We start from the raw sequence: 15,076 nt of genomic DNA on the forward strand, positions 1-15,076 counted from the left end.
CCCGGAGTACAACGATGCTGGAGACACGGATTTTCCCCCGACCACCACGCCGTTCCCTCGCGCTGGCCTGCGCGCTCGTGCTGGCCGCGAGCGCCGCGCATGCCGCGGCCGCGCCGCTCGCCTACGTGACGAGCGAGAAGGCCGGCGTCGGCGTGATAGATCTCGACCAGATGACGCTCACGCAGACTTTTCCGGTCGGCGCCGGTGGCCCGCGCGGCCTGAGCCTGAACGCCGACGGCACGCGTCTGCTGGTCGCCAACAAGAACACGAACGATCTCGCGGTGATCGACACCGCCACGGGCAAGGTCGTCCAGCGCGTGAAGATCGGCAAAAACCCTGAATATGTGCGGGTGCGCAACGGCTACGCGTACGTGACCTACGAGCCCGGCGAGGACGGCGGGCCGCCGGGAGCCAAACCCGACGCGAAGGGGGACAATAAGCCCGAAGCGAACGCGGGCAACAAGCCCGCCGCGGACGACGACGACGCGAACAAGCCGCCCGCCGAAATCGCGATCATCGATATGAAAAACTGGCACGTGATCCGTTCGGTCACGAGCGGCCACGAAACCGAAGGCATCGAATTCTCGCGCGACGGCCAGATGATGCTGGTCACCAACGAAGGCGACGATACGGTGTCGATCTATCACACACGAACCGGCGCGCCGATCCGAACCGTGAAGCTCGCGGCGGGCGGCCGGCCGCGCGGCATCCGGCTGTCGCCTGACGGCAAGCATTATGTTGTCACGCTGGAGTCGCTCAGCAAGTTCGTCGTGATCGACGCGCACACGTTCGAGGTAGTCAAGACCGTCGACACCAAACTCGGGCCCTATGGCGTCGCGTTCGGTCCGAACGGTCAGCGGCTCTTCGTGGCCGCCGCGCGCGACAAGGTGGTGCAGGTGTTCGACGGCCACACGTACGAACATGTCACCGATGTGCCGGTCGGCCAGCGCTGCTGGCATTTCAGCTTCACGCCGGACGGCTCGAAGCTGATGGTCGCTTGTGGTCGCTCCGACGCGGTCTACGTGCTCGACGCGAAAAGCTATCAGCCGCTCAAGCAGATCGGTGAGCTGCCGCTCGCGTGGGGCATCGTCACGTATCCGCACAGCGACGGCTCGATCGAATCGCATTGAGCGAGGCGGGCGAATGAGCTGTTATCGGGTTCTGCCATACCAGTACGTTCGCGCGCGGCACCGCCGCCGCGAGTGTCCGGTTGATGAACCAGAAGGTCACCGTCCCGCTAAAAATTTCCATGTCACTTGACGTCCAGATGAGATTCGTCGCATCCGCAAGCGATGCGTGCTGCGAGAATGCGATATAGACCGTGAGCGCCTTGTCGAGCGAATATAGCGCGAGTAACCAGAGCGTCACCACGGGCACCATAAGGTTCACGCCATCGAGCGGCGCGATACCAGGTGGACCGATGTTCGCAAGGGGTTTCGCCAGGTTCAAGCGTGTTGGCCCGATCGCTTCGATGCCTCCAGGCGTCGATGACCTCGGGAATGATGCCCAGCGCGCCGCCGCCGCATGCGCTGAGCATGGCGTCGATGGCTGATTGCATCACGTTCTCCTTAACTCGGACGCGACCGAACAAACCGACACTCGCGATACCATACTGCCTCCCTCCCGCTTGAGGGTATGCATATGGCACCACTACGTACAACTCTGCGTGGCATCGCCGATGTCACGAAAACGACCGCGATCATCCGAGCGGCCCAGCTTGCATATCAGGAGCAATACTGGCGTGCTCGGGCGGAACGTGGATGGAATGGGCGTTATATGTATAAGTCCAGACGCGACCTGACAGCCACAGTCCGATCCGGCCGCCAGCGGCCATGTTCGAGGCAAGGGGCGGCAGCCGACCCGTTGCAGACCTTGAACGCCGCCTCGTCCCGATGGCGGGTTTTAGAGTCAAACGGTCTTTCCCTCAACCGGGATTGTCGATGGGTTGTCGGCCTCTGTAGCAGACGTTCACGACAGACGACCGGCAACTGCAAATATCGGTGGGAGGTCTTTCGCAAACCTGTTCCGGTACGCAGCTCGACTCAGTTCGCTGGCGACGAACGTTTCCGGGCGTCTCGGTGTTAATGGAACAGTTCGGCTGAGGACACGGTCCCGTTGCTGCCGATTCCCCCCACTGCGAGCACCCTGCCATCCGGCAGTAGCGTGGCGGTATGTCGATAGCGCGGCTGAAGCAAGCTGCCGGTCCGCGACCAGGTCCCTGTCGCCGGATCGTACAGCTCGTCCGAGGCCAGGGTGCGTTGGGCGATCCCCCCCGCTACGAGCACCCGGCCGTCAGGCACCAGCGTGGCGGTGAGGTAGTAACGCGCCTGACTCATGCTGCCGGTCTGCGACCACGTCCCCGTGGCCGGGTCATACAGTTCGGCTGTCGACAGCGCGGCGGTGCCGTTGTATCCCCCTGCTGCCAGCACCTTGCCGTCGGGCAGCAGCGTGGCCGCGTAGATGTTACGCACCTGACCCAGGCTGCCAGTCTGGGACCAGGTACCCGTGGCGGGATCATACAGTTCAGCCGAGGACAGCCGACCTCCGCTGCCGGCTCCGCCCGCCACGAGCACCTTGCCGTTGGGCAGCAGCGTGGCCGTGTGCTGTTGCCGCTGCACAAGCAGGTTGCCGGTCTGCGACCACGTCCCCGTGGCCGGATCGTACAGTTCAGCCGAGGACAGGAGTCCTGCGTTGCCTTCGCCCCCCGCAACGAGCACCATCCCGTTGGACAGCAGCGTGGCCGTGTGGCTGTCACGCGCCTGGCTCATGCCGCCGGTCTGCGACCACGTCCCCGTGGCCGGATCGTACAGTTCGGCTGAGGACTGCGAGGTTCCCCCGCCATTGTTGTATCCGCCCGCCACGAGCACCTTGCCGTTGGGCAGCAGTGTGGCGGTGTGCAGTTCCCGCGGCACAACCAGATTGCCGGTCTGCGACCACGTATCCGAAGCCGGATCGTACAGTTCGGCTGAGGTCAGGGCACGTTTGTTGTATCCCGCCGCAACGAGAACCTGGCCGTCGGGCAGCACGGTGGCGGTATGTTGATAACGCCCCAGATTCATCGCGTCGGCAGGCAGCCACTCACCAATCACAGAGGTCGCCACAGTGATGGCTACCTGCGCCGTGACGCTGCCTGCGCCGTTGCTGCCGGTGACGATGAAAGTCGTCTGCGCCTGCGTCGCGGTTGGCGTGCCGCTGATCCCCCCGGTCTGCACATCCATACTCAAACCGGGTGGCAGTGTTGGCGACACAGAGAACTGGGTGATTTCACCGCCGGAGTACAGCGGATCGTTGTAATCGATTGGCCGGCCGATGGTGTATACAGGCACCGGGTCCATATAGATGAGGCCTGTCGGCGGCTCGAGCTGCGCCTGCACTTCGATATCGACCTGTGCCTGGACACTGTCCACACTATTGCTTCCGGTCACCGTATAGACCGCCGGCGAGGTCACCGCCGTGGGCGTGCCCGAAATGATCCCGGTCTGCGGATCCAGAGCGAGGCCCGCAGGCAGCGCTGGTGACACGCTGTATTGCGTGATCTCGCCGCCCGAGGCAGTCGGCGTGTTGGGCGTGATCGCCGCGTGGGTCACATAGATGACTGAATCGTCCAGGTAGGTCAGGCTATCCGGCGCAACGGCGCTGGGCTTGACCTCGATCTCCACCAGCGCTGTATCGCTGCCTTCTGCATTGGTGCCCGTGACCGTGTACTCCGTGGCATTGCTGACGGTGATGGGCGTGCCGGTGATCGCGCCAGTCTGGGGATTCAGGCTCAGGCCAGCGGGCAGCGGAGGGAATACGCTGTATTGCGTGATTGTTCCACCGCTACTGCTCGGCGTATCGGGGATAATTGCCTGCCCTTCCGCGTACACCACCGATGCATCGCGCTCGGTCATGCCAGCCGGCGGCCCTTGCGTGATTTCAATGCCACCACTGCCTCCACCATGGCATCCAGCTAACAGCATGGCCAGCAGTATGAGCAGGCCTGTCAGCCAACGCGTGGTCTGCATGAACATGCTCCTGGACGGCTCTCGCTCATTCATGATAGGTCGCGTGGGCATATTTATCAGCCGAATGCGATGGCCGCTATATCCGTCCGATAACGCGATCAGCCAGGCTGCGGGCTTAACGTCCGCAGCCTGAGCGGAAGCGACGTTCGAGTGTCCATGCTAACGTGATCGCCACCGTCCGCAGATGGCCGAACGCGGCCAACGGCGAACGCACCAGTTCGACCCACTGCCGCCGCTGAACACCGGCGGGACTCGGCGGCAGCTTTCAAGTCCGACAACGGCCACTTGTCCTGCCGCATCGGACGGCAATAAACCGGCCTTCGCGGGCATTGGAGTCCGCTCGCATCCTGGTCAGTCGCGCAGTCGATTTATTTGCTGATTGTGGGAATGGCCTGACGGTAGCTTCGGCAAGAAGCACTGGTCACCGCGGACAACTGGGAAATGCGCGCTGGCGACCGCGTCCCCGATGCCCGAATGCGACGTCAATTTTTCCACGCTCGGCTTTCTACGGCGGCTGAAGTCTCAGCCTGCACGGCCGGCGGATTCTGACTTTCGAGAATCGGTTCGTCTGCCAGTCATTTTCAGGTCGATGAAATCCATATAAATCAATAAGATACGCGACCTCCACGTCAGGCGATCGATGGCACGGGCCTTGCGTTGTTTAACGCATAGAGCATTCAACGCCATTAAAGCAGTCCACATAGGACTCACCTGCGGAGACGACATCCATGATTCGATTTATCCCCCCGCGCTCACGCGCGCGGCGCTACTAAGCCGCAACTCGACTTTTCCCACTCTGCCCTGGTCACCGACTGCCTCCCGCGGACGGCGGGACAGATGCGTCCGTCGATTGTTCGTCACTGTATCCGGCACGCCCGACGATGCCACCCCGCAGTCCATTCAGAAAGCAACCCACAAGGAGACGATATGCAAGTCACTGGTATGTTGTACGGCTCAAGACTGTTGAAATTCGGTGGTTTTCCCACTGCCGAAGTTCTCGGCCCTGACGCAAGCGAAGAGCAGATCAAAGCCCTGATCGATCGTCATGGCTCGGTATTCGTGAAGCCGATGTTCAAGGGTGGGATAGGCAAAAAGGGCAAGGCGGGACTCATCGGGCGAGCAAGCGACCTGAAAACCGCACTGAAGGAGAAGGAGCGCCTGTATTTCACCGAACATCGGCATGGAAATCAGACCGCCAAGGCTAATGGCGTGACCTTCGAAGGCGCAGTGCCGGCGCAGCACGAAGTGTATTTCTCGATCACTGATTCGACGCGCTTCAGGGCGCCCACGATGACACTCACGCATCACGGCGGCGTCGACATCGAAGAACTTGATCCGAGCATGATCGTGCACGTGCCGTTCGATCCGCTCACCGGACTGAAGGCGTTCGTCGTCGCGAACGCGCTGTCGCGCCTGAACGCGCCTAAGGAAATCATCTCGCCGCTGGTGCAACACCTGCCGAAACTGTGGGAGCTCTATCACAACTTCGGTATGACGACGCTAGAGCTAAACCCGATCCGCATGCAGGCCGGTCGCGATGGCCGGCTCACGCCAGTCGCGTGCGATTTCAAATGCGGCTTTGATCGCGACGACGTTCGCTGGCAGCGGCTCGACATACCCGCGCACGTGTTCTCGGTCGACTATTCCGATTTCGAATCAGAGATCAACCAGTTGCGGACCTACCAGGGTCAAAGCGACGTCTACGTGATCAACGAAGGCGGCACGATCCTCGCGCCGACTTTTGGCGGCGGGGCCAACTCGCTGGTGTCGGAGATCCTGGGCGACGACGCGATCATTTCCTCGGACTTCGGTGGGAATCCTCCCTACGAAAAGATGAAGGAAGTCGCTCGCATCTGTTTCAAGCACTGGCTGAAACAGACCAACGTGCTATTCATCATCGGCGGGAAGTCGAACAACACCGATATCTTCGAGACGCTGCGCGCAATGGCCGATGCGTTGCGCGAGCATTTCAGCAAGAACGGACCGACGCCGCTTAACGTGGTGATCGGGCGCGGCGGCCCTAATCTTGTACGCGGCATGGGTGCAATGCGTGATACGTGCGATGCGCTCGGCCTGCCCTACAGCATTTTCGGGTTCGATTCGGATATCAGCGAAGTCATCCAGTACGCGAAGGCGGCGGACGCGTGGATGAAAGCAGGCGGCCGCGAGCTGGTCTCCGCGACGCTCAGCAGTGCGCAAGGCGCGCCCGCCCAGGCCTGAGCCGACATGACTCGAGCATTAATCAATCTGGAGGAAGACCATGTACAGGCAAGGTGCAGGAGATTTCAAATACTACGTCGGCATCAGTTCGCTCGCGCAGGCCGCCTGCCGCGAGGACCGTGTGTGCGTGCTGAACATACTCGGGGGCGAGTCGCGGCAAGTCACGCCGGTGGGCCACGCGTATTCGGGAGGTAACGTCGTTTTCGGCACGTCGCCCGGACGCCGCGGACAGGTGCTGGAGACTTCGCTTGGCAATATCCCCGTGTACAACAGCGTGCTGGAAGGGCTGCAGGACGGCCATCGTTTCAACTGCGGCGTGATCTATTTGCCGCCATCCGCTGCGCGCGACGGTGTGGCCGAACTGATTCGCGTTAATCCGGAACTGAAGAAAATCTTCATCGTCACGGAGAAATTGTCCGTGCACGATTCGCGCGAAATACGTGCGATGGGGCAGCAAAACGGCATTGACATCTTCGGCGGCAATAGCCTTGGCATTGCCGATGCGTGGAACCGCGTGCGCATCGGCGGCGCACTCGGCGGCGATAGCCCCGACGAGGCACTCAGGAAAGGCTCAATCGCGATCTTCTCGAACTCGGGAAATTTCACGACAACGATCGCGACGTACCTGCGAATGGCCGGCTGGGGAACGACTACGCTGATGTCGAGCGGCAAGGACGTTTATATCCATTTCGCGGCGCCGGAGTTCGCGTTCGCGCTCGCCAATGACGCGCGCAGCAAGGCGGCCGTGCTGTACTCGGAGCCGGGCGGGTATTACGAACTCGAGGCGAATTTCAGCAAGCCGGTGGTCGCCTGCGTGGTCGGCCGCTGGAAGCAGAAACTGACGCGCGCGGTCGGCCATGCGGGAGCATTGGCCGGCGGCAACGACGACGCTGCATCAAAAGAGCGCTGGTTCATGGAGAAGTTTGGCGTCGATCGACCGTTCACACCGGACGATCCGGTGTGCAGCGCAAAAGGCGCGCTCGTAACCAATATCGCCCACATTCCGGCGGCTCTGACGGCGGTGATGCATGAAAACGGTGCGCGGCCGGACTTCGCGCCAGAAGGCAGTCTCGCGCTCAAGCCATGGTTTCGCTCGTCAATAGGAATTGCATTGCCGCCCGAGCTCGACCTGCCGGTTGTCACAGCGTTGCCGCCGTATGACGCACAGATCGCCGCGCTGAACCAGCAGGTCGGCATCGTGTTGCCCCGCCAGAATATGAAGGACGCTTCGGGCGCATCGCAGATGGACCCGGACACGCAGGTGACAAGTCTGCACGGCGTGCCGGTGCTACAGGCCGCGCAGTATTCGCTCGAGGGCAACCTTTGCCTTGCGCTGTTGCACGAACCGGGGGGCACAAACGACGCGAAACTCGTCAGTGTTGCGGTCGGCGCCGAACTCAACCTGCATGGCGACGCGACGCTTGCGGCGGCGCAAGCCGCGCGCGACGCGGGCAACGCGCCGAATAGCGTCCTCGCGGCGGCGGCGAGCATTGTCGGGCCTCGTCGCGCGGACCGCGCGCGACGGGCTGCGCAAGCGTTCGTCGACCTCGGCACCGTGGCCGGCCTGCGTGATGCGCTCGACGAAGACTTCGAGTTGTCGTTGCTGCAGTCCGATGCCGAGACGCGCGCGTTGCTCACGTGTGAGGCGCCCGACGAAAAGGCCCAGGCGATGCTCGCAGGTCTGGCGAACCGAGAAGCGAAGTCCGTGTTCATCCGCTATTTACAGGGCCTCGACGGACACCCGAACGCCGATGCCGTGCTGGCTGCAATCACCACGACGCTCGCGTGGGGGCCGTTGATGCGCAAACGCGTATCGCGGATGACCGTCGAAAACCTGCCATGGTGGATGCGCCTGTTCGGAACGCTGATCGGCGCGTCGGTCGACGCCGGACAACATGAAGCGGGACGCTTCTGCGGTATCGCGATGGACGAGGTGCTAGGACAGCGCTCGCTGACCGATGTTGCGTGCGCCGCGTTGATTGGGGGCAAGCCGGATGAAGCTGAGCTGTTTGGATTTCAGACACTCGTGGGCCTGCTGCTCACGAACGGACCGGGCGCGATCTCCGCGCAGGGCGCGAAGGGCGCGGTATCGGCGGACGGTCCCGAAACGCCGGAACGAGTCCAACTCAACAAAGCGATGGTCGGCTTTCTCACCCACGCGGGCTACGCGCATGGCGGCAATGGCTTCGAGGGAGTGGCGTTCCTGCTTGAGCGTTTCAAGGAGGTCGCGATGACCGATCCCGGTGATCCTGCGCACGGTCTCGACCTGAAAGCGATGGCTGCCGGATTCGCACGGGCATATGGCGAGGAGCGGACACAACGCAAGGAGGTCGGCGCGCAGCAAGCCACGGCACTGCCCTGCATCAACCATCCGGTGTTCAAGGGCAAGCCCATCAACGTCGATCCCCGTGAGGCGTTCGTGCGTCAACGCTTCGAGGCTCGCGGCGAGTACAACGTCTTTCACGACTACTACCGTGCGCTGGTGCAGGCGTTGTACGATGAAAACGTGACGCGCAACGTGTTCGCGGTCAACGTGGATGCAGTGATTGCCTCGGTGTTGCTGAAGATGCTGTGGGCGCGCCATCGGGCTGGCGAGTTCTCCAGTCAGGCGCTGGAGACCGCGGCCTTTACCGTGTTCCTGTATGGCCGGATGATCGGCTGCGCTGCGGAGGTTGACGACCACTTGAATCGCGGTCGCAACCTGGACACTCGCACACCTCAGGCAAACGTGCGATTCGTCGCGTGAGAGCCAAAAGCTGTATTACGATCGACTGATCAGTCCGAAGACCGGGCCGCATTCGACTGATTTATCGGAATGCAGCACCGGGCTTCAAACGCCGAGGAGACACGTCGTGCCAGTCACTCCACACACATCACAGCCGGTACCGGTGCCGGCGCCGCAACCCGAAATCAAGCCCCGATTCTGGCCTGAGGGCTGGTGGAAACTGATGGAATACCGGATCGGCATTATTCCGCTGCCGGTCTACGTTATCCTGCTCGCGCTGATCGCGGGTTTCGCGATCACCGGAAAGCTGCCCGGCGAGATATCAATGGCGATCGCCGTATTGGCCTTCTTCGGTTTCACCTGCGCGGAGATCGGCAAGCGCCTGCCGATCGTGCGCAATATCGGCGCGGCCGCGATCTTTGCGACCTTTATACCTTCCGCGCTGACCTACTACCACCTATTGCCCAAGCCAATCCTCACGCTTACCACGGATTTCACGAAATCGACCAACTTCCTGTACCTGTTTATTGCGTCGATCATCGTGGGCAGCATTCTGAGCATGGACCGGCGTGTGCTGATTCAAGGCTTCATCAAAATCTTCGTTCCGCTCGGGCTCGGCTCGGTCGCGGCGGGCATCGTCGGGACGCTGGTCGGCACGGCACTCGGGCTCGGCGCGCGCCATACGTTGTTCTATGTCGTGGTACCCATCATGGCGGGCGGCATCGGCGAAGGCGCGATACCTTTGTCGATCGGCTATTCCGAAATCCTTCATCTGCCGCAGGGCGAATTGTTCGCCCTGGTGCTGCCGCCCGTGATGCTTGGCAGTCTCACCGCGATCATCTTCGCGGGCGCGCTCGATATGGTCGGCAAACGCTTTCCGCATCTCACGGGGCAGGGGCGTTTGCAAGCCGGCGAGGTGGACCAGATGAACCCGGTGGAGGAAGAAATTCGCGGGCACGTCGACGTCTCCCACATCGCGGCGGCTGGAATTACTGCCATCACGCTGTACCTGCTCGGGCTGATGTGTCGCAACATGTTCGGGCTGCCCGCGCCGGTGGCCATGCTGTTTCTCGCGGTGCTGGTCAAGCTCGCCCGGGCGGTATCGCCGCCATTACAGGAAGGCGCGTTCGTCGTATATAAGTTTTTCTCGACGGCCGTGACCTATCCGCTGCTGTTCGCGATCGGCGTGGCGATGACGCCGTGGGACAAACTGATGGCTGCGTTCACGCTGGCGAACATCGTCACGATCGTCGCGACGGTGGCCACACTGATGGGGACCGGCTTCATGGTCGGGCGCATGTTGAAGATGTACCCTATCGACACAGCGATCGTGAACGCCTGTCACAGTGGGCAGGGCGGGACCGGCGACGTCGCCATCCTCACGGCGGCCAACCGCATGCAACTGATGCCGTTTGCGCAGATTGCCACCCGCATTGGCGGGGCGATTGTCGTCACAGTCACGTTGGTCGTTCTAGCGCGCATGGGATGATGAGTTGCTATTGGCAAGCGTCGGGACGCCGTTCCCCACGTCGGGATCGGCAGTCATTCTGCAATCGAGCGCCGCGGGGCGACCTTGGGCATGAAAATAAGCGGTATTCCGTTGTGGGGATGGATGGCCGCCGCCGCGCTTTACGTCGGTGTGGCTGCCGCCGCGGTCGAGTTTGCGTGGGACCGTTCGATCGATGCGCTTGTGGAGATCGGCGCACACCGGCTCGACCTGTATGCTGCCAGCCTCGGGAGCGAACTCGGACGCTACGAGATGATGCCTTCGATCGTCGCGAGGCAGGAAAGCGTGCGCGCGTTGTTGAGTGCGATGCCCCACCCACCGGCCGGACTTCTACAGACGGTCAATACCTATCTTGACGCCGTGAATCGCGAGGCCGGCAGCGTTGCCGTAGACGTGATCGACCAGCACGGCCTGGTCGTCGCCGCGAGCAACTGGAATCGGCCAGAAAGTTTCGTCGGCACCAACGTGTCTTATCGGCCGTATTTCCAGGACGCGCTCGCACATGGATCGGGCCGGTTCTTCGGTATCGGCACGAACACCGGCATGCCTGGCCTCTATTTCGCGAGCGCGGTGCGAGAGGATGGCGGGCCGATCGGGGCCACGGCCGTCAAGGTCAGCGTAGACGCGCTTGAATCCGCGTGGAGAGTGCCGGGCGTCGCGGCGATGGTGATCGATAGTAACGGCGTGATTGTCATTTCCACGGTTCCGGCGTGGAAGTTCACGTCGCTTAGACCGATAACGGCACAGCAGCAACGCCAGATCCAGGCATCGCGGCAATATGCCGGCCGTAGCGTAGAAGCGCTGCCGCACCGGCGTCTCGGTGACTGGGACACTTCGGCGTGGTTTGCACGCTTTCCCGACTGGGGTCGCCCAGGCCACGAGCGGCGATATCTGGCAATGTCGCGAACCGCGCCCCAGGCCGGCGATTCGATCATGATTCTGCTCGACGTGTCCAGCGCGCGGCGCCAGCAACAAATCGCGCTTGCGTTCGTCACGGGGGGCTTCCTCATCATCGGACTGTATTGCCTCTATGCGATCCAGCGCCGCCGCGCCATAGCGGAAAAACTCAGGGCACAGGACGCGCTGCGCCGCGCCAATGATCGGCTGGAGATCACGGTTCGCGAGCGCACGGCGGCACTGACGCAGGCCAATGAAAGGATGCGCGAGGAGATTGTCGAGCGCACACGCACCGAGCAGCTACTGCGGGATTCCCAGCAAGAGGTCGTGCATGCGGGCAAGCTCGCGGTGCTCGGACAAATGGCGGCCGGTCTGACGCATGAACTGAACCAGCCGCTCGTTGCCATCAAAACGCTCTGCGACAATGCACGGACGTTTTTCGAACGCAATCAGCCTGCGCCTGCCATCGGAAACCTCGAACGAATTTCGCGGCTCGTCGACAGCATGGCGATACTCACAAGCGAACTTAAGACCTTCGCCCGCAAGCCTGAATTCGAACGTGTCGCGGTGTCACTGAATGAAGCGGTCGCGCATGCGGTGCTGATCTACGAAGCACGGATTCGCGATGAGCAGGTGCAACTCGATGTCCTGATCCCGGCCGGCACGACGATATGCGCAGAGCCGAGCCAGCTGCAGCAGGTGATCGTCAACCTGCTCGGCAATGCGCTGGATGCCGTCGCGGATCAGGATAAGCGCGTGATCGCGATCGAAGCTTCCAGAACCGAACGGCCGAGCCGTGTGCGGTTCACCGTCAGCGACAGTGGCGCGGGCATCGCGCCGGAGGTTCTGGCGCATCTATTCGAACCATTCGTGACGACGAAGCCGCGAGGCCGCGGCCTGGGTCTCGGGCTCGCGATTACCTCGCGTCTTGTGGACGGCTTTGGGGCGCGAATCTCCGCTGCAAACCGACCCAACGGCGGCGCACAATTCACTATTGAATTCTCTGTGGCGACGGAGCAGGAGGCAGCCAATGGGCGATGAGATTAGCGTTGTTGTGGTCGAAGACGATGAGAACGTGCGTCTCGGCGTCGAGCAGGCGGTTGCTTTGGCTGGCTTTCCAGTGCGGGCGTATGAGTCGGCGGCCGCGGCGCTGGCGGAGGTCGCACCGGGTGCACCGGTGGTGATCGTGTCCGATGTACGGATGCCGGGCATCGACGGTCTGAAATTGCTCGAACGTGTCCTTGCGATCGATCCACAGATCCCTGTTGTACTGATCAGCGGGCACGCGGATATCGCGACAGCGGTGGGGGCGATGCGAACGGGCGCCTATGATTTCATCGAGAAGCCTTTTTCGTCGGACCACATCGCGAGTCGTGTAACACGCGCTGTCGAGAAGCGCCGTTTGACGCTCGAAGTGCAGGGTTTGCGCGCGGCGCTGCACAACTGGCGGGGAATAGAGGCGCTTGTGCTCGGCAAGTCGCCCGCGATCGTCGAGGTTCGACGGAAAATCCTGCGGCTGGCGGATACCTCAGTGTCGGTGCTGATTACCGGCGAGACGGGCACGGGCAAGGAACTGATCGCTCGTGGACTGCACGATTTCAGTGGGCGCCGCGATCGTCATTTCGTTGCGCTCAACTGTGGCGGCTTACCGGAGCAGCTATTCGAGAGTGAGCTATTCGGTCATGAGGCCGGTGCGTTCACGGGTGCAATCAAGAACCGCATCGGCAAGATCGAATGGGCCACCGGCGGCACGCTCTTTCTGGACGAGATCGAAACCATGCCGATCGCATTGCAGATCAAGATGCTGCGGGTATTGCAGGAACGCCAGATTGAGCGACTGGGCTCGAACGAGGCGATAGCTGTCGATTGCCGGATCGTGGCGGCATCGAAGGCAGATCTCGTCGAACTTGCGACAGACGGACGTTTCTGTGCTGACCTGCTGTATCGGTTGAACGTCGCGCTGATCGATTTACCCCCTCTGCGCGAACGTCGAGAAGACATACCGCTGCTATTCGAGCATTTCGTACTCGCTGCCGCACTTCGTTTTGGGCTGTCGGCTCCGATTGTGTCTGCATCCCAGGTCTCGGAGCTAATGACGCATCAGTGGCCGGGCAATGTGCGGGAATTACAGAACGTCGCGGATCGCTTTGTCCTTGGGCTCGATGGCGACCGCCTGCTGCCGGCCGGCGGGCAGCGGATTAAAACCGGAACGCTTGCGGAGCAACTTGCCCATTTCGAACACATGCTGATCGCGGATATGCTGCGGCGGCACAACGGGAATATCGCCGAGGCCAGCGCTGAACTGGGAATGCCGAAAAAGACGCTCTATCACAAGGTGCGTCAACTGAAGTTTCCGGGCGCAGACGAGCAAAGCGAAGGACTCGACGCTTGAGGGAGCGCCCACCTCGTCGTAACGCGACGCGACCTGTCCGACAGTGACGGTTTGTTCCGTCGACACCTGCCAGCCATGCCCCTGTGCGGCAGCGGAGATACCGCTGTCCAGCACGGTCTCCGCTTCGCGAAAAAGCGCGACGTCTGGCTTTTGCGTCAGGAATACAAATGCGGTGCCGTCGACAACCCAGTACCGTACGAGCCATCTGCCGCCACAGCCCGTCCCTGCTGATCGAGGATTGTTCAATCAGTGCCGTATTGAGGTGACCGTGGCCCGTAAAGCAGCCCGTTCGGCGGCCCGGCATGCAGAAGCCGATAGCTCGTCACTCCGGCAATATCGTGCCCCCTGTCCGTCAGCGAATTCGCAACCTGCTTGATCGCTGCCATGACCAGCATGCCGATCAGGCCACCGCCAGCATTGTTGTTGCCCTCATTGCTGTTGGCGCTCGCACTACCCTGCCATAGCACGTCACCGGTCTTGAGATCGACCAGCCTGGCGGACGCCGTTACTACTGTTGCACTGTCGACGACGTGGTACACGGTGCCGTACTGTGTGATCTTCGAATACAGGGCCGTGTCGGCACCGAAGATTTCGCGCAGCTTCGCGGGCGAGGTCGCCTCGATCTCGGCCGCCATCGTCAGGCCGTTCTGTTTGAACGTTTCGTCCATCACCGCCACCGGTATCACGTAGTAGCCGGATTCGGCGAGCGGCATCGTCATCTGCGAGAGCATGCTGTTGGTCGCCTGAACGTCCGCCGTTTCATTGGTCGGCGGCAGCACCAGGATCGAGCGCGGCCGGCTGTTCTTGAATGCCGTATAGTCGGCGTGCTTCACAGGTTGCGCGCACGCGGACAGCAGTGCAACAGTCGATAGCGCAAACCAGAGTTTGAAGGAAAGGATCTTGGACATGGCGGCTCGCTCAGGGCTGTTTCGGTTTCTTCATCAGGAAGTCCATGTAGGTCGAGGACTCCGGAAACAGCTGTTTCTCGGACTCGAACTCCTGCATGGCCTGGGTGTCGTTCCCGACACTCGCGTACAGCATGCCCAGTTGCGCATGAAATCCCGGCGGCGGCGTGTGCCCCTTGCCGCTGATGTCCTGGAGGGCCTTTTCCAGCGCATCGATCTGCTCCTGCGGAGCCTTTTCCCCCTTGAGATAGTCGTACACGGCCGGCTGGTAGCCGGTCCACTGGTAAAGCGGCTGGGGGCGGTTCGCCGCGCATCCCGTGAGGAGTATGGCTGTCGCCATTACTGGCAGACAGATTCCCCGCATCATGCGGCTATGTTTCATCGTGAATCGCGTCGTTATGTTTATTGCAGCTACGGTTGAAAGTG

At 61.8% G+C, this 15,076-nt stretch carries 10 protein-coding genes; 6 read left to right on the forward strand and 4 right to left on the reverse strand.

The features are described 5' to 3' along the window. Positions 1 to 14 precede the first annotated feature (14 nt). A complete protein-coding gene (locus OKW30_RS26190) occupies positions 15 to 1,130 on the forward strand; it encodes a beta-propeller fold lactonase family protein (protein WP_429348014.1) in 1,116 nt (371 codons plus the stop codon). Here the strand turns inward: OKW30_RS26190 and OKW30_RS26195 are convergent. Then, on the reverse strand, positions 1,090 to 1,449 hold the full coding sequence (locus OKW30_RS26195) for a hypothetical protein (RefSeq protein WP_429348015.1): 360 nt from the start codon (positions 1,447 to 1,449) through the stop codon (positions 1,090 to 1,092). The two genes, OKW30_RS26190 and OKW30_RS26195, sit on opposite strands and share 41 nt — an antisense overlap. Positions 1,450 to 2,081: 632 nt before the next feature. Continuing rightward, positions 2,082 to 4,004 (reverse strand): kelch repeat-containing protein, encoded by a 1,923-nt coding sequence (locus OKW30_RS26200; RefSeq protein ID WP_429348016.1) that lies wholly within the window; start codon positions 4,002 to 4,004, stop codon positions 2,082 to 2,084. A gap of 927 nt (positions 4,005 to 4,931) precedes the next feature. Between OKW30_RS26200 and OKW30_RS26205 the strand changes: the two genes are divergently transcribed. The 5 genes from OKW30_RS26205 (at position 4,932) to OKW30_RS26225 (ending at position 13,745) form a co-directional block, all read left to right on the forward strand. After that, positions 4,932 to 6,224 carry an ATP citrate lyase citrate-binding domain-containing protein gene (locus OKW30_RS26205; protein ID WP_429348017.1) on the forward strand — a complete coding sequence of 431 codons (1,293 nt, stop codon included), beginning with the start codon at positions 4,932 to 4,934 and terminating at the stop codon, positions 6,222 to 6,224. Between the two features lie 40 nt (positions 6,225 to 6,264). Further along, positions 6,265 to 8,970, forward strand: a complete 2,706-nt coding sequence (locus tag OKW30_RS26210) for a CoA-binding protein (protein ID WP_187631587.1) — start codon at positions 6,265 to 6,267, stop codon at positions 8,968 to 8,970. Between the two features lie 142 nt (positions 8,971 to 9,112). Further along, positions 9,113 to 10,438, forward strand: coding sequence for a 2-hydroxycarboxylate transporter family protein (locus tag OKW30_RS26215; RefSeq protein ID WP_311539618.1), 1,326 nt, complete (start codon positions 9,113 to 9,115; stop codon positions 10,436 to 10,438). Positions 10,439 to 10,528: 90 nt separating this feature from the next. Further along, the gene (locus tag OKW30_RS26220; protein ID WP_429348018.1) at positions 10,529 to 12,394 is read left to right on the forward strand and encodes a sensor histidine kinase; all 1,866 of its coding nucleotides are present in this window, start codon (positions 10,529 to 10,531) and stop codon (positions 12,392 to 12,394) included. Further along, complete coding sequence (locus OKW30_RS26225; protein ID WP_429348019.1) at positions 12,384 to 13,745, forward strand: sigma-54-dependent transcriptional regulator; 1,362 nt, start codon at positions 12,384 to 12,386, stop codon at positions 13,743 to 13,745. The genes OKW30_RS26220 and OKW30_RS26225 overlap by 11 nt, the downstream gene beginning before the upstream one ends. A 242-nt stretch (positions 13,746 to 13,987) precedes the next feature. On the opposite strand, the gene OKW30_RS26230 is transcribed toward OKW30_RS26225, so the two are convergent. Both OKW30_RS26230 and OKW30_RS26235 read right to left on the reverse strand, forming a co-directional pair. Further along, positions 13,988 to 14,653 carry a DUF799 domain-containing protein gene (locus OKW30_RS26230; RefSeq protein WP_429348020.1) on the reverse strand — a complete coding sequence of 222 codons (666 nt, stop codon included), beginning with the start codon at positions 14,651 to 14,653 and terminating at the stop codon, positions 13,988 to 13,990. 10 nt (positions 14,654 to 14,663) lie between these two features. Continuing rightward, the gene (locus tag OKW30_RS26235; protein WP_429348021.1) at positions 14,664 to 15,032 is read right to left on the reverse strand and encodes a DUF4810 domain-containing protein; all 369 of its coding nucleotides are present in this window, start codon (positions 15,030 to 15,032) and stop codon (positions 14,664 to 14,666) included. Positions 15,033 to 15,076 lie beyond the last annotated feature (44 nt).

It is taken from the genome of Paraburkholderia sp. Clong3 (genome assembly GCF_050436485.1).
In the GTDB taxonomy this organism is placed as follows: domain Bacteria; phylum Pseudomonadota; class Gammaproteobacteria; order Burkholderiales; family Burkholderiaceae; genus Paraburkholderia; species Paraburkholderia tuberum.

Bases quoted from the DNA above. Each gene is read 5' to 3' on its own strand.
- OKW30_RS26210 (WP_187631587.1), top strand. From the start codon at position 6,265: ATGTACAGGCAAGGTGCAGGAGATTTCAAATACTACGTCGGCATCAGT.
- OKW30_RS26205 (WP_429348017.1), top strand. From the start codon at position 4,932: ATGCAAGTCACTGGTATGTTGTACGGCTCAAGACTGTTGAAATTCGGT.
- OKW30_RS26200 (WP_429348016.1), bottom strand. From the start codon at position 4,004: ATGCAGACCACGCGTTGGCTGACAGGCCTGCTCATACTGCTGGCCATG.
- OKW30_RS26225 (WP_429348019.1), top strand. From the start codon at position 12,384: ATGGGCGATGAGATTAGCGTTGTTGTGGTCGAAGACGATGAGAACGTG.
- OKW30_RS26230 (WP_429348020.1), bottom strand. From the start codon at position 14,653: ATGTCCAAGATCCTTTCCTTCAAACTCTGGTTTGCGCTATCGACTGTT.
- OKW30_RS26235 (WP_429348021.1), bottom strand. From the start codon at position 15,032: ATGAAACATAGCCGCATGATGCGGGGAATCTGTCTGCCAGTAATGGCG.
- OKW30_RS26190 (WP_429348014.1), top strand. From the start codon at position 15: ATGCTGGAGACACGGATTTTCCCCCGACCACCACGCCGTTCCCTCGCG.
- OKW30_RS26220 (WP_429348018.1), top strand. From the start codon at position 10,529: ATGAAAATAAGCGGTATTCCGTTGTGGGGATGGATGGCCGCCGCCGCG.